Source organism: uncultured Stenotrophomonas sp. (assembly GCF_963519925.1).
GTDB classification, from domain to species: Bacteria; Pseudomonadota; Gammaproteobacteria; order Xanthomonadales; family Xanthomonadaceae; genus Stenotrophomonas; species Stenotrophomonas maltophilia_AE.
Map to the genome: position 1 here is coordinate 15,476 of NZ_CAUQPH010000033.1, position 19,329 is coordinate 34,804.

Sequence of the window (19,329 nt, forward strand, 5' to 3'; positions counted from 1 at the left end):
GCAACGCATCGACACTTACAGCCGCACCGTGACGACATCGTGACGGCAAACCATTCTGTGACGTCCATGCAAACATGTTCAGGTACGCAGCGTGTCCCGCGGGCTTTCGCCAAAGACATCGCGGTACATCACGGAAAACCGCCCCAGGTGCGCGAAGCCGTAGCGGGTTGCAATTTCCGTGACCCCTCCCCGCCCCTTCGCATGACGCAAAGCGCTCCGCGCCAGATTCAACCGCGCCAGCTGATGCCAGTGACAGGGCCCATGGCCGTAGGCATCGCGGAACAGGCGCTCCAGCTGCCGCTCGCCCACGCCCAGGAAACGCGACAGCGCGCGACTGTCATACGGGCTCTCCAGCTGCGACTTCAGGTAGGCCTCGGCCTGGCGCACGATCGTGTCGCGGCGGCGCTCGGTACCGCTTCCCAGGCCACGCCGCTCCGGGCCACCGTCAGCCGCCCCGACCGCGTCGATGAAGACCCCGAGCAGGGTCTGGGCCTGGTCCCTGAGCTGTTCCGGAAGGACCACGCCCTGCGACTCGGCAGCTTCCTGCAGCACGGCGAACACGCCCTCGCGCAGGTTGCGCGCATCGCGCGGCGCGGCCGCCCGGCTGTGCCAGCCGGTGCGCGGCAGGCGCAGCTCACGGCCGAGCCGACGCACCGATTCGCGCTGCAGCACCTCGCGTGGAATCAGCATCACCGCCCACTGCCAACCGCCGGGGCTGGGCCGGACATTGAGCTCGCTGTCCTCGGCGAACACCATCACCTGGCCTTGGGCAATCCAGCGCCCGTTCGCCCACATCGGCTGCTCGCAGGTCACGGCGAGGGCCAGCGCGACCATGCCCTGGCTGAAGCTGCCACTGGCAAAGATCGGCAGCGTGTAGGCGCCGCTGTCCAGGCTGAACTCCGGAAACACCAGCCGCTGCACACAGGCGCGGAAATGTCCGGACGCCAACAGCCGCTGTTCAAAGCGGGTATCACGTACAACCCCGAGCAGTGCGTCGGCATCGAAGCCGTCGACCACGAATCGGCTGTAGGGTGACATCGGTTCTTCCATCGCCAGCTCCCCCGTCGCGTCGGATTGTGGATAGCGTGCGTTGCGGCAACCTGTTTAGATCGGGCCGATTGTGGGGCGGAAGTGACACGGCGGCAAGCCTCAAACTGGATGTTCGTACCACGTATGGCGCAGGGATCGACGTTGCGGTCCGGCCCATCTCCCCGAGGTGCAGAGTGCAGGCCAGCAGCCAAGCAGATCAGGTCGCCGTAGAGGCGCCGGAGCGGCAAAACAGGAGGTTCGTGCCGCCGCGCCCGGTGCGGTTCACTTATTCTGCACTCGACGCTCGCACGCTTTTAACACTCGCCCTGCCCGTCCTGCTCGGCTGTCTGCTCGGCCAGTGGCTGCCCACGCTGCTGCCGGACCAGCTGCACCTGCACGTGATCTGGATTCCGGGTCCGTTGCTGCTCGGGTTCCTGCTGGTCACCCCCCGCAACCAATGGCGTACCTGCGTGCTGGCCGCGTGCATCGGCACCGTGCTGTCACTGCCGCTGGTGCCGATGGCCTCACTGTCCCGCGTGCTGGCCAGCCTGGCCGAATTCGCCATGGTGGGCGGGGTCGCATGGCTGCTGCTGCGCTGGCGTGGCGATCGCGCAGCGTTGGAGGACTATCGTGACCTGACCCTGTTCCTGCTGCTGGCGTGCGTGCTGCTGCCGCTGTGCAGTGCATGGTGGTACACGCTCGCGCAGGGCGGGCGCGGCGGCATCCTCACTGCTGCCGCGATGCGCGAGCTGGCGCTCACCAGCGCGGTGAGCTATCTGGTGCTGGTACCGGCGCTGGTCAACGTGGCCCGCATCATCGACATGCCCGAACGCCGCCATGGCTGGCGCTGGGAGTCGGTGGCACTGGCGCTGATGCTGTTCGGCCTCCTGGTGGTGCTGTGGACGGTGGACTGGCAGGACGGCGTGGTCACGCCGCTGCTCACCCTGGCACCGATCCCGCTGCTGGTCTGGGCCCTGATCGTGTTCGGTATCGCCGGCGCCTCGGTGACCATGCTGGCGGTGGCGGTACTGGGCATGCAGCTGGGCGTGGAAGGACTGGGGCCGTTCGGATTCTGGTCGACCGAACGCAATCTGCTCACCGGGCAGGCCTGGACGTTGTGCACCGGCTTCGCGCTGCTGTTCCTGGGCGCACTGTCGGAACAGAAACTGTCCAGCCGGATCAAACTGCAACGCGCCTATGCGCGCCTGGGCGAAGTCACCGGGCGCATGCTGGTGGTGCAGGAAGAAGAACGCACCCGCATCGCGCGCGACCTGCACGACGACGTCAACAAGTCGCTGGCGGCGATCTCGATCCGGCTGAGCACGCTGCGCAGCCATATTCCGCTCGAGGAGCGCTCCAGCGTGGTGGAACTGCAGGACCAGCTGCTGGCCGTGTCCAACGACATCCGCGCCATCTCGCACGAACTGCATCCCAGCATCCTGCGCTTCACCGGCCTGGCCAGCGCGCTGGACGCGTTCTGCATCAAGCGCAACGCGCGCGGCCGTCTGCGCCTGCGCTGCAGCATCGAGGACGCGCCGCGGCTGGACGACGAACAGGAGCTGAGCCTGTTCCGGATCGTCCAGGAGGCGGTCAACAACGTCGACAAGCACGCGCGGGCCGGTATCGCCGACGTGCTGGTCTGCGTGCGCGGTGCGCAGCTGGTGCTGCGCGTGGACGACGATGGCATCGGCATGCCGCCAGGCCACCAGCGGCGCTCGCCGGGTTTGGGCCTGATCAGCATGGAGGAGCGCGCGCGGCTCCTGGGCGGCACCCTGCATGTAGACACCAGCCCGTTGGGCGGCGCGCGGATCGAGGTGCGTTTCCCCCTGCGCGAGGTCGCCCAGCGCGAACGCTGAGCGCGGCGACGACGCGCCCCCACTGCAAGGAGCATCGCATGCGTGCACGCCGTACCCTCCCCGCCGTTGCCCTGGCCGCCCTGTTCGCCGGCTGCGCCAGTGGCCCCTTGACCAGCCCTGCGCCCGCCGTACTGCCCAGCCCGAGGCCTGCGGCAGCGCCGCCGATACCGGAACTTCGGCCGGGCGTGCCGGCCGGCTACCTGGGCAAGGCCCTGCCCGACAGCCTGGCCCTGCTGCCCGCGCCGCCTGCCAGGGGAACGCCTGCCTTTGCCCGCGACCAGGCGGTCAGCCGCGCCTCGCAGAAGCTCAAGGCCGGTCCGCGTTACGCGCTGGCCAGCCGCGATGCCGACCTGCGCTTCCCGCACGCCGCCAGCACCTTCGCCTGCGCGCTCGGGGTGCCGATCAGCCAGCAGGACAGCCCGCGGCTGTACCTGCTGCTGCAGCGGAGCATGGTCGATGCGGGCCTCGCCACCTACGCCGCGAAAGACCACTACAACCGCGTGCGTCCGTTCGTGTTCTACAAGGAAAAAACCTGCTTCCCGCCAGACGAGGCGGCGCTGCGCACGGACGGTTCCTACCCGTCCGGGCACACCGCCATCGGCTGGGCGTGGGCGCTGCTGCTGAGCGAACTCAGTCCGGCCCGGGCCGACGCCGTGCTGGCCCGCGGCCGCGCGTTCGGCGAGAACCGGCTGATCTGCAACGCGCACTGGCAGAGCGACGTGCTGCAGGGCCGCGCGGTGGCAGCCGGCGCCGTGGCGGTACTGCATGCCAACCCGCAGTTCAGTGCCGACATGGCGGCCGCGCGCGCCGAGATCGACGCCCTGCGTGGCAACGGCGTGGAAGCGCAGGACTGCGCGGCCGAAGCCACCGCACTGGCGGTCAGGATTCCCGGCGTGGAATGAAGCGCGGCACCAGGAAGGAGTGATGGCCCGACTCGTCGTCATACCCAATGACGGGGGAGACATCGCGCGTGGCGACGAGCCGGGTCAAACCGGGGTCCCGGGCCGACCGGGACGGCGTGGTGCGCACAGGCACCCCGCGACGAATGGGAATGGCCTGGCTCGCTGCCCCCTGAGCGATGACGGGGGAGACATCCCGCGGTTGACAGCGAGCCAGGTCAAACGGTGGGGATTCCGCGCGATCGCGCGGCGGAATCGTTGATTGGACGGGGGTGCGACCCGTGCGGCCACGTCGGGCCCGAGGCCGGCCAGCCCACCGGTCGGGCCCGACGACAGCGCCTGCTGCGCCGCGGTCGCTGCACCGGCGACATCGGCATCGGCGCGGACCGCCGGCGCTGCGGCAGGGGTCCGCGTCCCCTTGTCTTCGAACTGCTCTGGTGCCGTGATGCGGTCCATCAGCGCATGCCCCCGTGGTGCCGGCGACGCGGATGTTGAATCCAGGTCGATCGGCCAGTGGGTTCATTACACCGCGGCGCAGCGCGCGCGCACGCCGCATTCCGGCAGGGCGTTCGCGCATTACGGCAAGAAAGGGCCGGAAACCGGCAGCGCCATGCACGATTCCGGCAATTGCCGGGATGGTGCCGTCAGGAGGAACCGCTGATCGAGGTCGGCGCGCGCATCAAGGTGTCGCGCGGCAGCTCGCCGAACACGCGACGATAGCTGTCCGCAAACCGCGACAGGTCCCACAGGCCGCAGCTCAACGCGACCGCCTTGACCGACTTGCGGGTGGCGTCGGCCACGGAGAGCCCGCGGCAGGCCGCGCACAGGCGCAGCATCGACAGGTAGCGGTTGGGTGAGGTGCCGAACAGGTCTTCGAAGGCGTAGCGCAACGCACGCTCGCTGACCCCGGCCGCATCGCAGATCTCCTGCATGTAGATGTAGCGGCGCAGGTTCTGGCGCATGAACTGCTCGGCACGCTGGACGATCAGGTAGTGCGCGCGGCGCGCGCGAACTGGCCACCCGCTCTGCACCGCCCACGCCCAGCATGGCCTGGACATGCGCGTGCAGGACCGATTCGACTGCGTCGGCGGGAAAGCCGCCGACGTGCTTACCGAGCCACCCGGGCCACTGTGCATGCCGCTGCGCCACCGCCGACGCCCCATCGCCGGGGTCGGCACGGAACAGCGACAAGGCCTGGCCGGACGGCAGGCTGTTGCGCAGGGTGAGCTCGGCAAGCTTGCGCTCCAGCCGGCGCAACGGCGTGAGCAGCAGGCTCAGCCGCGTGCCGGCGCTCAACGCGAATTCGCTGACGCCCTCGGGCAACACGGTCAGTACCGTGCCAGCGACCAGCGGCACGCCGTGGCACCAGCTCTGCGCGGGATCGGTCTCGTGGATGTAGCCAAGCAGGCACCAGTCCTGCGGCAGCATGAAGCGCCCGCGGAACCGGAACCCGCACGTCGCGCTGCAGAACAGGGACTCGTCATGCACCTGCGACTGGATCGATGCGTGCGGCCCATTGCCGTCCAGCAGCACCACCTCCAGCTCGCACACACGCAACATTCCACCCAGCGTTGCCAGATCGAATGGCCGCAGCGCAGCTGCTCCTGCTTCGTCCACCACACCATCGGCCATGACAGTGGATCCCCGTTGTGAATCGTACCCGCTGGCGCACCGCAGTTGCCGCGGGAACACGTTCCTTCCAGATCGAGCGATGCCTCGATGACGTGGTGCCGCCCGGTGTCGCGCTGCGGATTGCCCGTTCCATCCCGCGGCGCATTATCCAAGTTTCGTCACGACCATGTGTACGCCGCGTCAATTCCGCGTGTCCGAGGATAATCCTCTCGGGCTGTAAACCAGGGCGAAAACAGCTTGTTTTACAGCTTCCGGCACGTCCCGGTTTTTGGCAAAAAATACGCAGGTCGATAACGCGGGCGGGTTTGCCGATTTTGTGCATCGAGACTGCCAGGACGACCTGAAGATAATCCGCAGCGGCGACGCCGGAACGTGGTGGGCGCCGGACTGCACAACAGGGGGCAAGGTGATGGACGTGCTGCAACCGAAACGGTGCCGCACCGCCCGCACGGCCGTGCGTGGCTGTTTGCGACGATGGACGGCACCATGAGACCGCTCGCCCCTCATGCCCCGCGCGAGGTGGACGCGGTCGTGCCTGCCGACCCGCAACTTCCGTTCGCGCACAGCGACGCGTACCAGAACGTGCTGGTCGCCGCGCTCGAGCACCTGCTGCTGGCCATCGAAGACCAACGCATCGACATCGAGGCGTGGGCGCCGGACACGGTGGCGCGTTACGTGCGCGCGCAGACCGGGCAGTTCCTGCAGGCCTGGGCGATAGCGCTGGACGAGGCCCAGCTGCAGATCCTGGCCGACGCCCTGGTGAAGGAGCTGATCGGCTTCGGCCCGCTTGACGACCTGCTTCATGACCCGGGCATCGACGACATCCTGGTCAATGGCTGCAACGACATCCAGGTGTCCCAGGGCGGCCGGCGGGTACAGCTGCGCGAGCGTTTCAGCGACGAGTCGCACCTGCTGCGCATCCTTCGGCGCATGCTGGCCCCGCTCGGCCATCGCCTCGACGAGACCCATCCGATGGTGGACATCCGCCTGCCCAACGGCGGCCGCCTCAACGCGATCATTCCGCCACTGGCGGTGGACGGACCGGTGGTGTCGATCCGCCGCTTCCGCCGGCATCCATTCACCCTCGGCGATCTTCACCGCAGGGGCAGCCTGGATGGCGCCATGCAGGGATTGCTGCAGGCGATGGTCGCCGCACGCTGCAACATCCTGGTGACCGGCAGCGTCGGCTCGGGCCGCACCTCGCTGCTCAACGCGCTGGTGGGCTGCGTGCCGCCCGGCGAGCGCGTGGTGACCCTGGAAGACAGCGTCGAACTCTCGCTCGATCACCCATGCGTGGTGCGCCTGGCCACCCGCAGTGGCGGTCCCGACGGCGAAAATGCGGTAGGCATCCCCGAGCTGCTGCGCAACTGCCTGCGCATGCGCCCGGACCGGGTGGTGGTCGGCGAGCTCTGCGGCGCCGAGACATGGGACCTGCTGCAGGCGATCAACCGCGGCCAGGACGGTTCGATGGCCACCCTGCAGGCCAGCTCCCCGCGCGACGCGCTGTACCGCATCGCCCGGCTGGCGGTGCTGGCGGGCGTCACCGGCAGCGAGGACAGCCTGCGCCGTCAGGTCGCCAGCGCCATCGATTTCATCGTGCACGTGGTGCGGCTGGACGATGGCCGCCGGGTACTGGCCTCGATCACCGAAATCACCGGAGTCGGCGACGGCGCGATCTGCACGCAGGAACTGTTCGGCCACCAGCGGCGGCTCGACGGCGATGGCAACACATGCGACGGCTGGGTCGGCCTCGACGCCGCACCGCAGTCCGGCAAGCTGGTGGGGTTCGAGCGGCATCCGCAGCCGGCGCCGGACAAATGAAAAGCGCCGGGCAAGGCCCGGCGCCAGGGGTCTACCCCACGCACGCCACCCGGATCAGGCGGCTGCGGCAACCTGCTCGCTCTGGCGCTGCACCAGCGCGTTGAAGCGCGCCAGCGAGCTCAGGTGGTGGTGGATCGAAGCCAGCCAGCCATTGCGGTGCCAGGCGACGATGATCTCGTCGGGAAGCTTTTCGAACTTCTCCACGTCGACCACCTGGAAACCGTTGACCGACATCTTCTCGCCACTGTTCAGGGTGACGTCGATGCTGCGCTCGACCAGCAGGTCCTGTGCCTTCAGCGCGGCGCTGAACTGGCGGGTCTGCTCGTGTTCGCGGGTGAAATCGGCGCAGAACTTCATCGCATTGTCGACCAGTTCGGTGGCCTTGCCGTCGACGAACAGCGGCTCGCCTTCGTCGCTCACGCCCTGGTTGACCTGTTCGGAATCAGCGTCCAGCGCCAGCAGGAAGTTGCCGTCTTCCTCGGACTGCATGAACACGAACGGGTAGCGACGCAGGTAGGCCGGCGCGTAGGTGTTGTCGGCCCACTTGCCGTCGGTCACGAACAGGTTGTTGCGGGCCAGGCCCACGGCCACGATCGGGGTCGCATCGTTGCCGGTGAACAGGATCGGGAAATGCTGCGCGGCCATGCCGAATTCCCCGATCACCGCCGGGATGGCATTGGTTTCGGCGGCGAACGCCAGCGAACCCGGGCGCAGGCGCCAGTTGGCGTGCTTGTCCGATTGCAGCGGCAGCGGCTGGCGGTAGAACAGCGGACCGGAAGCCTGGGCCGGGGCGTCCGGCGGAGTAGTCGTTTCAGCAGTCATGGATTTGATCAGGTACGACGCGCCAGACAGCCCGGGCGCGAAAGCGGGCACCGCATTGATCGGTCACTATAGCGTGGCTGTTTGACGATTGCCTGCCATGCCGAAAGCGACGACCCGCATGGCCAATCCGGGAACGACCGGGGATGATCGCGCTTTGCAGTAGATCTTCCCCCATGCCGACCTGTTTCCCTGCCCACGGCCTGATCGGCCTGCTCCGCCCCGCCCTGCTGGGCACCGCCTGCGCCGCGCTGGCCGCCTGTGACAACGCCGCGCCGGTCGCGCAGCTGCCCGGCCTGACCCTGATGTCCGCCCAGGACGTCGACCCGGCCTCGATGCCCGGCGGCGAAGACGCGCTGCGGCGGGTGCACTACCGCGACCGCCACGGCGAAGGGGTGCTGGTGCTGGAGCGCAGCGACAGCCTGGCCGACGACCCCGGCCGCGGCGGGACGCTGGACACCGCGATCCTGACCGCCCGGCTGTACATCCGCCCTGGCCCCCGGACAGCGTGGACGAAGCAGTGGCAGCGCCAGATCCGGCAGCCCTGTGCGGGGCCGGTGCTGGAAGCCCGCTGGCTGCTGCAGCACGTCAGCGCCACCGACCTGGATGGGGACGGCCAGGCCGAGATCACCCTGGCCAGCCGGACCTTCTGCGGCGGCGAGAACGATCCCCACCAGCTGCATGTCAGCCTGATCGATGGCACCACCCGCTACGGCATCGCCGGCGAAACCCGGGTCGACGCCTCCGGCGAGGTCCATGCTGCCGGGCAGCGGCACCCGAGCCCGTCGCTGTCCACGGCACCGCCGGTGTTCGTGGACTACCTGGACACCGTATGGACCACGTTGCTCGACAGCGCCGCCCTGCACGCCCGCGAGGCGCACTGAGCGCACGCCATGCCGGGGTGGTATGGTCAGGGCTGGCCCCGCTGGAGCGACCCATGACCTTCCGTTCGCGCATCCTGGTTCCGCTGGTGGCGCTTGCCACCCTGGCCCTGTCCGCTTGCGCCGCCTCGTCGGGCCCGGAGATCACCGGCAGCGGCCAGTGCACGGCCGCACCGCTGGCCTGGGCCGTCGGCAAGCCTGCCGACGAAGCCACCATGCGCGCCCTGCTCAAGCAGAGCGGCGCCGGACTGATCAACCCTATCGGCCCGGAAACGATCACCAGCCGCGACCATCGCCCGGACCGCCTGCGCGTGTACATCGACAAGGACAACATCATCACGTCGGTCCAATGCGGGTAATGCCGGGCCCGGCCCGGCGCCACCGCATCACAGCGCCAGTGCATCCGCGTTGATGTCGGCCAGCCTGCGGGCGCCGATCAGGGTCATCGCTACGCGCATTTCCTTCGCCATCAGGTCCAGCAGGTTGCCGACCCCGGCGCCGCCCTGGGCGGCCAGCGCGTAGACGAACGCGCGCCCCAGCAGCACGCCGTCGGCACCCAGCGCCAGCATCCGCACCACGTCCAGCCCGTTGCGGATGCCGGAGTCGGCCAGGATCTCCACCTCGCCCTTGACCGCGTCGGCAATCGCCGGCAGCGCCCGTGCGGTGGACAGCACCCCGTCCAGCTGGCGACCTCCGTGGTTGGACACCACGATGCCGTCGGCACCGAAGCGCACCGCATCGCGCGCGTCCGCCGCGTCAAGGATGCCCTTGATCACCATCGGCCCGCTCCAGAACTCGCGGATCCACTCCAGGTCCTTCCACGAGATCGATGGATCGAAATTGCTGCCCAGCCAGCCGATGTAGTCGGCCAGGCCGGTGGGGCTGCCACGATAGGTGGAGATGTTGCCCAGGTCATGCGGGCGCCCGCGCAGGCCCACGTCCCACGTCCAGCGCGGATGGGTGGCCGCCTGCAGCAGGCGCCGCAGCCCGGCGTGGGGGCCGCTCATGCCCGAATGCGCATCGCGGTAGCGCGCCCCCGGCACCGGCATGTCCACCGTGAACACCAGCGTGGTCACCCCGGCGGCCTTTGCCCGCTCCAGTGCATGGCGCATGAAGCCGCGATCCCTGAGCACGTACAGCTGGAACCACATCGGGCGGTCGACGGCCGGTGCCACCTCTTCGATCGGGCACACCGACACCGTCGACAGGGTGAAGGGAATGCCGCGACTGGCCGCCGCCCGCGCCGCCTGCACTTCACCGCGCCGCGCGTACATGCCGGTCAGGCCGACCGGGCCCAGCGCCACCGGCATCGCCATGCGCTCGCCGAGCAGCTCGGCCTCCAGGCTCAGGTCGGACATGTCGCGCAGCACGCGCTGGCGCAGCGCGATGTCAGCCAGATCGGCGACGTTGCGCCGAAGCGTGTGTTCGGCGTAGGCGCCGCCGTCGATGTAGTGGAACAGGAAAGGTGGCAGCCGGCGTTGCGCGGCCGCGCGATAGTCGGTGGAAGCGGAAATGATCATGGTCCAACCATGGCGGAGACATGCGCCGTCCGCCCATTAGACCAAAGATTGAACGGTGCCCCTAGCAGCCGCAGGGCGTGGAGGGGCCCTTCAGTTCGACCCCGTTGCCGTCCGGGTCGCGCAGGTACAGCGATCGCCCGTCGCCTTCCGCGCCCAGGTTGCTGGACACCTCACCGTCCACGGCAACGCCATGCATCTGCAGGTGTTCGCGCAGGTGGGACTCGTCGAACGGCTCGATGCGCAGGCACAGGTGTTCCAGGTTGCGGCCCTGCGTGCCGGCGGCAGGGCCGCCGCGCCGGCCCAGCGAACCGTCCACCGCGATCAGGTCGATCATTGATGCACCGGCATGCAGGTGCACCATGCCCAGCGACGGGCGTTCCCGGGCCACGCTGCAGCCAAGGACATCGCGGTAAAACGCGACCGACCGCTCCAGGTCCTGCACGCGCAGCACCAGGTGGTCGATCCGCTGCAGCTCGAAGGGACGTTCGCTGCTCATGTGGACTCCAGTTTCTTGGCCAGCCGACGGAACACCGTCAGTACGATCACGCACAGCACGCTCACCCCGATGGCGATCACGTACTCCCCGATGCCCACGGCGATGCCGATCGCTGCGGCCATGATCAACGAACTGGCGGTGGTCAGTCCGCTGACTTCGTCGTCGCGGTTGCCGCGCAGGATGGTACCGGCGGCAACGAAGCCCACGCACGCCACCACCGCCTCGATCAAACGCACCGGGTCCACCTGCAGCAGGTCGCGGTAGCGTTCCTGCTGGAAGTGTTCGGCGATGCTGTCGCCCAGGCCCACGATCAACGCCGCGGCACCGGCGATCAGCATGTGCGTACGCAGGCCGGCCGCATGCTTGCCCAACTCGCGCTCGATGCCGAGCACGCCGCCAAACAGCATCGCGGCGGCGATGCGCAGCAGGATCGACAGATCTTGTTCCAGTCCCATCACGCACTCCTCAAAGGTGAACAGAGCGTTGCGTGGGCGATGTGGGAGCGCCGTGAAAGTGCTTGTGAGCGCGGCGTGCACACCATCACTGGGCCAGGTAGCCGCCGTCGATGGCGTAATACGTGCCGGTGGCAAACGACGCATCGCTGCTGGCCAGCCAGGCCACCAGCGCGGCGACCTCCTCCGCCTTGCCCAGTCGGTTCAGCGCATGCTTGGCTTCCAGCGCCTTGCGCACCGCCGGATCCATCTTGTCCAGCAGCGGGGTGGCGATGAAGCCCGGCCCGACTGCATTCACCCGGATGTTGTCGCCGGCATGTTCCCACGCAGCCGTCTGGGTGAGCCCGACCACGCCGTGCTTGGCGGCCACGTAGGCGGCCGAATTGGGGAAACCGACCTGGCCCAGGATCGAGGCCATGTTGATGATGCTGCCGCCCTTGCCGGCCTTGCGCAGCGCCTGGATCTGCGCCCGCTGGCACAGGAACACGCTGTTGAGGTTGACGTCGATGACGCGCTTCCAGCCATCGACCGGGTAGTCTCCACTGCTCGCCGACGGGCCACCGATGCCGGCGTTGTTGACCGCGATATCCAGCCCACCCAGTTCCTCAACGGTGCGCTGCACGGCGGCTTCCACTGCCGCTTCATCGGTTACGTCCAACGCGATGCCGACGGCCTTGACGCCCTTGCCACGGATCGCCTCGGCCGTCTTCTGCACCGCGTCGTCCTTGAGGTCCCAGACCGCCACAGCCGCACCCGAGTCGGCCAGCAGTTCGGCCACGGCCAGGCCGATGCCCGACACGCCCCCGGTGACGATGGCGACCTTGCGCTTGAGTTGGTAATCAATCATTGCACTGCCTCTGCTTGGGTTCGCACCTACGCTACGCCTGGTCTGCGTTACGCAACGTGCACACAGCACCCCGCAACAATCCTTCCCATCGCTGCAACGCACCCCGGCCTATGCTGGGTGTCGTATCCCCTGCACGACCTTTCCTCCCCCAAGGCATCGCACATGACCCAGTCTCCTGACGGCACGCTGTTCACTCCCACCCGGCTCGGCGCCATCGATGTCGGCAACCGCATCGCGATGGCGCCGCTCACCCGCAACCGCGCCATCGACGGACGCGTGCCCAATCCGCTCGCCGTCCAGTATTACGAGCAGCGCGCAAGCGCCGGCCTGATCATCGCCGAAGCGACCCAGATCAGCCCGCTCGGGCAGGGTTACCTGGATACGCCCGGGATCTACAGCCAGGAGCAGATCGATGCCTGGCGCAAGGTCACCGACGCCGTGCACGCCCGCGGCGGCCGCATCGTGCTGCAGCTCTGGCACGTGGGCCGCATCTCGCACACCAGCCTGCTGCCCGAGGGTGAAGTGCCGGTAGCGCCCAGCGCGGTGCGCGCCAACAGCAAGACCTTCACCGCCAAGGGCTTCGAGGACGTTTCCGAGCCGCGGGCGCTGCGCCTGGAAGAGATCCCGGCGCTGGTCCAGGACTACCGGCAGGCCGCACGCAATGCGATCACCGCCGGCTTCGATGGCGTGGAAGTGCATGCGGCCAACGGCTACCTGATTGACCAGTTCCTGCGCGATGGCAGCAACCTGCGCACCGACAACTATGGTGGCAGCATCGAGAACCGCACCCGCCTGCTCGACGAGGTGGTGCGTGCGATTGCGGCGGAGATCGGTGCCGATCGCACCGGCGTGCGCCTGTCGCCGGTAACCCCGGCCGGCGATGCGCACGACTCCAACCCGCAGCCGCTGTTCGAACGCGCGGTCGAGCGCCTCGATGCGATCGGTGGGCTGGCCTTCGTGCACGTGATCGAAGGCGCCACCGGCGGGCCGCGCGACAACATTCCGTTCGACTATGCGGCGCTGCGGGCGAAGTTCAACGGTCCGTGGATCGCCAACAACGGCTACGACAAGGACAGCGCCGAGCAGGCGGTGGCGTCGGGCTATGCCGACATGATCGCGTTCGGCCGCGCCTTCATCGCCAACCCGGACCTGGTCGAACGCCTGCGCCTGGGCGTGGAATTGTCCGAGCTGGACCCGGACACCCTGTACGGCGGCGGCGCCAAGGGCTACATCGACTACCCCAGCGTGTCGGGCTGAGCCCTGACACGCCGTAGAGCCGGGCTCTGCCCGGCTCCGCCCATCAATACACCGGCAGCGAAATGAAACTGGCCCGCCCCGGCGCATGCCACACCTGCTGGGTCGCCTTCTGGTAATCACCCGGCTTGGCCAGGTAGATGTTCGGCACGAAGGTCTGCGGGTTGCGGTCGTACAGCGGGAACAGGCTGGACTGGACCTGCACCATCACCCGGTGGCCCGGCTGGAAGACGTGGTTGGCGGTGGGCAGGCCGAATCTGTAGTCGAGCACCTGGTTGGCGGTGATCGCCTTCGGTTCGCTGAAGCTTTCGCGGTAGCGGCCCCGGAAGATCGCCATCGAAACGCCAAGCTCATAGCCGCCCATCTCCGGCGTCGACGGCACCTGGTCCGGGTACACGTCGATCAGCTTCACCACCCAGTCGCTGTCGCTGCCGCTGGTGGCCGCCTGCAGGTTGACCTGCGGCGCGCCACCGATCCGCAGCGGCGCGGTGAGCGGCTCGCTGATGAAGGTGAGCACGTCGGGGCGGCCATCGACGAAGCGCTGGTCCTTGACCAGCCAGCTGGTCCACATGTCGCGGTCGGCGAAGCGCACCGGACGCGGCGCGAACGGGACCGGCTTGGCGGGGTCGGATACGTAGGCTTCGTACGTGGCCTCCCCCGCCTGCGGCGCCTCGAACGAGAGCTTGCCGCCGGCACGCAAGTACAGCGGCCGGGTCTGGGCAGCGGTTCGCGGCCACTGCTGCAGCTTGTCCCAGTGGTTTTCGCCGGTGTTGTAGATCAGGACCGGCGGGGTATCGGCCTTGGCCGCGCCATCGACAAGGTACTGGTCGAAGAACGGCTTGAGCACGTCACGACGGAACTGCAGTGCGGTATCGCCATCGAACTTCAGGGCGCCCAGGCTGCTGCCGTCGTAGTTGACCTGGCTGTGCCGCCACGGGCCCATGACCAGATAGTTGAGCGTATTGCCGGTGTCACGCGGCTCCATCGCGGCGTAGCTGTGCACCGCGCCCCACATGTCCTCCTGGTCCCACAGGCCCTGCAGCCACATGGTGGGCACCTTGAGCGGGGTGCTGGCCATGCGCTTGTCCAGCGCCTGTTCCTGCCAGAAGGCGTCGTAAGCCGGGTGCTCGACCAGCTTGTGCCACCACGGCAGCTGTTCGAGGCCATTGGCCTTGGCATAGTCACCGGCCGAACCGGCGCGCAGGAAGGTGGTGTAATCGTCGTAGCCCTGGCTGGGAATGGCCGGGCCCTTGCCGCGCTTGGCCAACTGGCCGGTGAAGTAGCCGAAGTTGACCTGGCGGAAGGCGCCGTAGTTGAGCCAGTCATCGCCCATCCAGCCATCGATCATCGGGCTCTGCGGGGCGGCCACCTTGAGTGCGGGATGCGGGTTGGTCAGCGCCATGACCACGGTGAAGCCTTCGTACGAAGAGCCGAGCATGCCCACTTTGCCGTTGCTTTCGGGCACATGCTTGACCAGCCAGTCGATGGTGTCCCACGCATCGGTGGCATGGTCCACCTTGGTGGCGTTGAGCGGGCCGCGCAGCGGCCGGGTCATCACGTAATCGCCTTCGGAACCGTACTTGCCGCGGATATCCTGGAACACGCGGATATAGCCGGCATCGACGAACACTTCATCGCCCTGCGGAAGGATGTCGCGCATGTGCGGCGAATCCATGCGCTTGGCACGGTTGGCGGCATCGTACGGCGTACGGGTCAGCAGCATGGGCGCGTTGCGTGCGCCCTTGGGCACCACGATCACCGTATACAGCTTCGTCCCGTCGCGCATGGGAACCATCACTTCGCGCTTGTCGTAGTCATACCCCGCAGTAGGGGTGACGAAGCCCTTGGCCGGAATATCCGGCGTCATCGGCGCGGTCTGCGCCGACACGCTGGCAGCGACCATCAGGCTCAGCAACAGCACAGGCACGACACGAACACGCATGGCTCTCTCCGGGAAGGTGATGGCAGGCAACTCCCGCAGCCTAGCGCTGTTTCCCGCCACCCGATATGTGCCTTTGGTTGGCCACCAACGGCCTTCTGGAGCAAAGGCTTTGAGGCAAAAGCAATCTTGTCTGCGAGTCCGCCTGGTGAGGGCTGGTGGGGGCAGGTTCGCGGGGGGCGCCGTAAACCCATCCATGGGGGCTTGGTCGCCGCATCCATGCGGCTCACACCCCCGCAAACCTACCCCCACCAGCCCTTCGATAGTGGGTCGGTCATTCACTCAAAAAGCAACGCATTGCCGACTTGTGCTGTTGCGACCGCGCACGGCAATCTGTCTGGAGGTGGGCGGGTACCCCCATCCGGGACTGTCTAAAACATGGATGTTTTTGACAAGCCCCCATGGATGGGTTCACGGCGGGTCCCGGATGGGGGTGCCCGCCCGCCTCAGCGCGCGGTAATCAAAACGCTGCTCTTGGCGGCACCACCCGCAGCTCACTTCACCACGCCACCACTCAACACCATCGGCGAGGTCTGCAGCGGCTCATTGGCAGAACGCGAAAGCTGCAGTTCGTACCGACCTTCGGCGATCTTCCACTGTTTGTCGGCCGTATCGAAACTCGCCATCGCCTTCGGTTCGGCCTCGATCCGGATCCGGCGCGATTCGCCCGGCTGCAGCATCACTTTCTGGAACCCGATCAGGCGGATCGGCGTGGCGCTGCCTTCCGGCAGCTTGAGGTACAGCTGCGCCACGTCCGCGCCGGCCACCTTGCCCGTGTTGCGCACGTCCACCGTCGCCACCAGGCGCTGGCCCATCGCCGTGTAGGCCAGGTTGTCGTACTGGAAGCTGGTGTACGACAGACCGTGGCCGAACGCGAACTGCGGGGTCAGCCCCTTGGCCGCGAACCACTTGTAGCCTACGTTCGCGCCTTCGATGTTGTAATCGATGGTGTCATCCGGCTTCTGCTTCGGATTGAAGCCCAGCCCGTTCACATGCGGGCGCGGCAACTGCGACACGTCCACCGGCCAGGTCACCGGCAGGCGACCGGACGGATTGACCTTGCCGGTCAGCAGCGCCGCGATCGCCTCACCGCCGCGGATGCCCGGGTACCACGCCTGCAGGATCGCCGGCACCTGCTGCAGCCACGGCAGCTCCACCGGCCCGTTGGTTTCCAGCACCACCACCGTCTTCGGATTGGCCTTGGCCACCCCCGCGATCAACGCATCCTGGTTGTCAGGCAGCTGCATGTGCGGCAGATCGACCGACTCCGCCGACCACTGCGTTGCGAACACGATCGCCACGTCCGCCACCGCCGCAGCGCGCGCCGCCGCCGCCACGTCGCGCCCGTCCACGTACTCGATGTTCGCATCCGGGCGCTCCGCACGCAGCGCCTGCAACGGTGACGACGGATGGAAGATCACCGGGCCCGGCCACGTCGTCGGCAGCACGCCCGGCACCGCATTGGTGCCCCGCGCAGTGAACCCAACGTGCGACGAACCACCGCCACCGATCACCCCCTTGTCCGCGTGCCCGCCGATGATCACGATGCGCTGCACGTCATTGCCCAGCGGCAGCAGAGCGCTTTCATTGCGCAGCAGCACGCTGCCCTCTTCCACCGTGCGCTGCGCCGCGTCGAAACCGGCCGCGACGTCGATCGGCACGTGCTGGGGCGGCAGGTCGAAGTTGCCATGCGCGAACATCGTGCGCAGGATCCGCGCCACCATGTCGTCCAGGCGCGCCTGCGGCACCACCCCGCCGGCCACCGCCAGGCGCAGCGGCTGGTCGAAGTACACCGCCTTGTCGAACACCTCACCGGCCGACTGCTGGTCCAGGCCCGCCAGCGCCGCCTTCGAACCGCTGTGCACGCCGCCCCAGTCCGACATCACGAAACCGGGGAACTTCCATTCCTGCTTGAGCACCTGGTTCATCAGGTAATCGTGCTCGCAGCCGTAGGTGCCGTTGATCCTGTTGTACGAACACATCACCGACCCCGGCTTGCCTTCGTCCAGCGCAATCTCGAACGCCAGCAGGTCCGACTCGCGCATCGCCTGCTCGCCGATCTCGGCGCTGTGGAAGTTGCGCGAGGTTTCCATGTCGTTGAGCGCGAAATGCTTCATCGTCGAAATCACGTGCTGGCTCTGCACGCCCCGGATCGACTCACCGACCAGCCGCCCGGCCAGCAGCGGGTCTTCACCGGCATACTCGAAATTGCGGCCGTTGCGTGGATCGCGCTGCAGGTTGACGCTGCCCGCCAGCAGGATGTTGAAGCGCTGCTGCCACGCCTCGCGGCCCATCGTGGCGCCCCCGGTGAACGCGATCTGCGGGTTCCAGGTCGACGCCGTGGACGGCCCCGACGGCATCGCCGTGGCGATATCGCCCTTGCGGATCCCGCCCGGGTTGGTCACGCCCACGCCGGCGTCGGCCGACTGCTGCGCCGGAATGCCCAGCCGCGGCACGCCCGGCACGAAACCGGCCGAGCCCACCGCGCCTTCCGGCAACGGCCCGCCGTCCTTGCCCAGCCCGAAATAGCTGTGCAGCATCTGGAATTTCTCATCCACCGTCATGCGCGCCACCAGCAGCTTCGCGCGGGCATCGGCGCCCAGCCCGGTGTCCATCCACGGCGTATCGCCGCCGACCGGTGCGGTGTACCCCAGCGTCACCCGCTGGCCGGCAATGCTCAGCGTGTCATCCAGGCGCAGCTTGACCGGGGTCGACGCCGCCGCCTCGAAGCCAACGCTGTAGCCATCGCTCTTGCCGATTGCAGCGAAACCGGCGCCGGTCGCCGTCTGTGCATCGCTGCCCAGCAGCACCGCCGGCGCGCCCAGGCGCGAGCCGTCCACCAGCGCCTTGACCGGCGCTGCATCGGCCGCGCCACCGGCACGGGTATACAGCGCCACCACGTGGCGGCCATCGTTGAGCCGCAGGTAGTTCAGGCCCGGCGCTTCCACGCCCGATTCGGCTTCCACCGGCAGCCGCGACAACACCACGCTGCCGCGCTGTTCCGAAGCAGCCGGATCGGCGCTGACGAAACGGTAGGTGTAGCCCAGCTGGTCGGCCAACGCCGCCAGCGGATCCGGCGCCAACGCGGTGTCCATCGTGTCGGCCGCACGGACCACGTTGTCGATGGTCAGCACGTCCACGTCCAGCGCCTGCAGCTGCGCGGCCACCGCAGAGGCATCCAGGTGCGCAGGCGCCTGTTCCAGGCGCAGCACGGTGAAGGCCTCGGCAGCGACGGCCGGCGCCGCCGAAGCAACGGCGACAAGCGACACGGCAATGGCGGCCGTCAGGGCCAGCGGCTTTGTAATCGTTTTCATAAGCGGGCGAAACACCTTTTGCTGACGCAGAAAATCCAGGGAGTCTTGCCGCAGAAGGGTGCAGCGCCGTAGTGGCAGACACCAGGCCCACCGGCCCGGTCTCGGGAACTACACGGGTACGCCGGCCACGATCAGACCCCTCCGCCTGTCGCTACAGCCACCGCATCCGCTGGATGCCGTCTCCGGCACCCATCCGGTCAAGGGTCGTCCACCGCGTTCATCCGTGTCAACAACCGGTTCATTTCAAGGTGACCGGGGCCAAGCGTAGAGCCGGGCTCTGCCCGGCTGCTCTCCAAGGAGCCGTCTAACAGACGGCTCTACCCCCCGCGGAAAATTCATTAGCAATTTTGCTAATTGGCGCTAGCATGTCGGTCTCCCCCCTTGACACGCTCTCCGCCCATCCTCGCCTTCATGTTCAGGTTCATCGCCCATCCCTGCCTGCTTCCGCCCTCCCGGGAGGTGCCCTGATGGGCGCGGTGCGGGCACTGGAACAGCTGCTGGAAAGCCGCCAGGTCTGGCGCGGGCAGCCGCGCGGTGCGGTTGCAGAGACCCCGGCCCACCCCACCGGGC

General features: G+C 68.0%; 16 protein-coding genes. 7 read left to right on the forward strand and 9 right to left on the reverse strand.

The annotated features are described in order from the left end of the window. Nucleotides 1–78: 78 nt before the first annotated feature. A complete protein-coding gene (locus RWO33_RS08545; RefSeq protein WP_314104251.1) occupies nt 79–1,038 on the reverse strand; it encodes an AraC family transcriptional regulator in 960 nt (319 codons plus the stop codon). Between the two features lie 251 nt (nt 1,039–1,289). Here RWO33_RS08545 and RWO33_RS08550 point away from each other — a divergent pair, with 251 nt between their 5' ends. Both RWO33_RS08550 and RWO33_RS08555 read left to right on the forward strand, forming a co-directional pair. Further along, nucleotides 1,290–2,885: a sensor histidine kinase gene (locus RWO33_RS08550; RefSeq protein WP_314104254.1), complete on the forward strand. Its 1,596-nt coding sequence runs from the start codon at nt 1,290–1,292 to the stop codon at nt 2,883–2,885. Between the two features lie 38 nt (nt 2,886–2,923). Next, nucleotides 2,924–3,787, forward strand: coding sequence for a phosphatase PAP2 family protein (locus RWO33_RS08555; protein ID WP_314104257.1), 864 nt, complete (start codon nt 2,924–2,926; stop codon nt 3,785–3,787). Nucleotides 3,788–4,428: 641 nt separating this feature from the next. Here the strand turns inward: RWO33_RS08555 and RWO33_RS08560 are convergent. Next, a complete protein-coding gene (locus RWO33_RS08560) occupies nt 4,429–4,842 on the reverse strand; it encodes a helix-turn-helix domain-containing protein (RefSeq protein WP_314104259.1) in 414 nt (137 codons plus the stop codon). On the opposite strand from RWO33_RS08560, the gene RWO33_RS08565 reads away from it, so the two are divergent. Together RWO33_RS08565 and RWO33_RS08570 are read left to right on the forward strand one after the other, a co-directional pair. Beyond that, nucleotides 4,841–5,437, forward strand: coding sequence for a hypothetical protein (locus RWO33_RS08565; protein ID WP_314104262.1), 597 nt, complete (start codon nt 4,841–4,843; stop codon nt 5,435–5,437). The genes RWO33_RS08560 and RWO33_RS08565 overlap by 2 nt on opposite strands. A gap of 453 nt (nt 5,438–5,890) precedes the next feature. Beyond that, nucleotides 5,891–7,237, forward strand: coding sequence for a CpaF family protein (locus tag RWO33_RS08570; RefSeq protein WP_314104281.1), 1,347 nt, complete (start codon nt 5,891–5,893; stop codon nt 7,235–7,237). A 54-nt stretch (nt 7,238–7,291) separates the two neighbouring features. On the opposite strand, the gene RWO33_RS08575 is transcribed toward RWO33_RS08570, so the two are convergent. After that, nucleotides 7,292–8,059, reverse strand: a complete 768-nt coding sequence (locus RWO33_RS08575) for a SapC family protein (RefSeq protein ID WP_314104264.1) — start codon at nt 8,057–8,059, stop codon at nt 7,292–7,294. Between the two features lie 173 nt (nt 8,060–8,232). On the opposite strand from RWO33_RS08575, the gene RWO33_RS08580 reads away from it, so the two are divergent. Both RWO33_RS08580 and RWO33_RS08585 read left to right on the forward strand, forming a co-directional pair. After that, nucleotides 8,233–8,940, forward strand: coding sequence for a hypothetical protein (locus RWO33_RS08580; protein ID WP_314104266.1), 708 nt, complete (start codon nt 8,233–8,235; stop codon nt 8,938–8,940). A 53-nt stretch (nt 8,941–8,993) separates the two neighbouring features. Further along, nucleotides 8,994–9,296, forward strand: a complete 303-nt coding sequence (locus RWO33_RS08585) for a hypothetical protein (protein ID WP_314104268.1) — start codon at nt 8,994–8,996, stop codon at nt 9,294–9,296. Between the two features lie 27 nt (nt 9,297–9,323). Here RWO33_RS08585 and lldD read toward each other — a convergent pair whose 3' ends face one another. From lldD to RWO33_RS08605, 4 genes are all read right to left on the reverse strand, one after another. Then, on the reverse strand, nt 9,324–10,457 hold the full coding sequence (gene lldD / locus RWO33_RS08590; protein ID WP_314104271.1) for an FMN-dependent L-lactate dehydrogenase LldD: 1,134 nt from the start codon (nt 10,455–10,457) through the stop codon (nt 9,324–9,326). A gap of 61 nt (nt 10,458–10,518) precedes the next feature. Next, nucleotides 10,519–10,953: a VOC family protein gene (locus RWO33_RS08595; RefSeq protein WP_145477436.1), complete on the reverse strand. Its 435-nt coding sequence runs from the start codon at nt 10,951–10,953 to the stop codon at nt 10,519–10,521. Beyond that, nucleotides 10,950–11,408, reverse strand: a complete 459-nt coding sequence (locus tag RWO33_RS08600) for an MgtC/SapB family protein (RefSeq protein WP_145477435.1) — start codon at nt 11,406–11,408, stop codon at nt 10,950–10,952. Before RWO33_RS08600 ends, RWO33_RS08595 begins: the two co-directional genes overlap by 4 nt. 85 nt (nt 11,409–11,493) lie before the next feature. Then, nucleotides 11,494–12,252, reverse strand: coding sequence for an SDR family NAD(P)-dependent oxidoreductase (locus RWO33_RS08605; RefSeq protein ID WP_314104273.1), 759 nt, complete (start codon nt 12,250–12,252; stop codon nt 11,494–11,496). A 162-nt stretch (nt 12,253–12,414) separates the two neighbouring features. Here RWO33_RS08605 and RWO33_RS08610 point away from each other — a divergent pair, with 162 nt between their 5' ends. Beyond that, on the forward strand, nt 12,415–13,509 hold the full coding sequence (locus RWO33_RS08610; RefSeq protein WP_314104275.1) for an alkene reductase: 1,095 nt from the start codon (nt 12,415–12,417) through the stop codon (nt 13,507–13,509). Between the two features lie 43 nt (nt 13,510–13,552). On the opposite strand, the gene RWO33_RS08615 is transcribed toward RWO33_RS08610, so the two are convergent. Continuing rightward, nucleotides 13,553–15,448, reverse strand: coding sequence for a CocE/NonD family hydrolase (locus RWO33_RS08615; RefSeq protein WP_314104277.1), 1,896 nt, complete (start codon nt 15,446–15,448; stop codon nt 13,553–13,555). A 491-nt stretch (nt 15,449–15,939) separates the two neighbouring features. Next, on the reverse strand, nt 15,940–18,759 hold the full coding sequence (locus tag RWO33_RS08620) for a glycoside hydrolase family 3 C-terminal domain-containing protein (protein ID WP_314104279.1): 2,820 nt from the start codon (nt 18,757–18,759) through the stop codon (nt 15,940–15,942). Between the last annotated feature and the right edge of the window lie 570 nt (nt 18,760–19,329).

Coding starts and splice junctions, on each gene's coding strand:
- RWO33_RS08545 (WP_314104251.1), bottom strand. CDS start 1,038: ATGTCACCCTACAGCCGATTCGTGGTCGACGGCTTCGATGCCGACGCA.
- RWO33_RS08555 (WP_314104257.1), top strand. CDS start 2,924: ATGCGTGCACGCCGTACCCTCCCCGCCGTTGCCCTGGCCGCCCTGTTC.
- RWO33_RS08565 (WP_314104262.1), top strand. CDS start 4,841: ATGCGCGTGCAGGACCGATTCGACTGCGTCGGCGGGAAAGCCGCCGAC.
- RWO33_RS08560 (WP_314104259.1), bottom strand. CDS start 4,842: ATGTCCAGGCCATGCTGGGCGTGGGCGGTGCAGAGCGGGTGGCCAGTT.
- RWO33_RS08570 (WP_314104281.1), top strand. CDS start 5,891: ATGGACGGCACCATGAGACCGCTCGCCCCTCATGCCCCGCGCGAGGTG.
- RWO33_RS08575 (WP_314104264.1), bottom strand. CDS start 8,059: ATGACTGCTGAAACGACTACTCCGCCGGACGCCCCGGCCCAGGCTTCC.
- RWO33_RS08580 (WP_314104266.1), top strand. CDS start 8,233: ATGCCGACCTGTTTCCCTGCCCACGGCCTGATCGGCCTGCTCCGCCCC.
- RWO33_RS08585 (WP_314104268.1), top strand. CDS start 8,994: ATGACCTTCCGTTCGCGCATCCTGGTTCCGCTGGTGGCGCTTGCCACC.
- lldD (WP_314104271.1), bottom strand. CDS start 10,457: ATGATCATTTCCGCTTCCACCGACTATCGCGCGGCCGCGCAACGCCGG.
- RWO33_RS08595 (WP_145477436.1), bottom strand. CDS start 10,953: ATGAGCAGCGAACGTCCCTTCGAGCTGCAGCGGATCGACCACCTGGTG.
- RWO33_RS08600 (WP_145477435.1), bottom strand. CDS start 11,408: ATGGGACTGGAACAAGATCTGTCGATCCTGCTGCGCATCGCCGCCGCG.
- RWO33_RS08605 (WP_314104273.1), bottom strand. CDS start 12,252: ATGATTGATTACCAACTCAAGCGCAAGGTCGCCATCGTCACCGGGGGC.
- RWO33_RS08610 (WP_314104275.1), top strand. CDS start 12,415: ATGACCCAGTCTCCTGACGGCACGCTGTTCACTCCCACCCGGCTCGGC.
- RWO33_RS08615 (WP_314104277.1), bottom strand. CDS start 15,448: ATGCGTGTTCGTGTCGTGCCTGTGCTGTTGCTGAGCCTGATGGTCGCT.
- RWO33_RS08620 (WP_314104279.1), bottom strand. CDS start 18,759: ATGAAAACGATTACAAAGCCGCTGGCCCTGACGGCCGCCATTGCCGTG.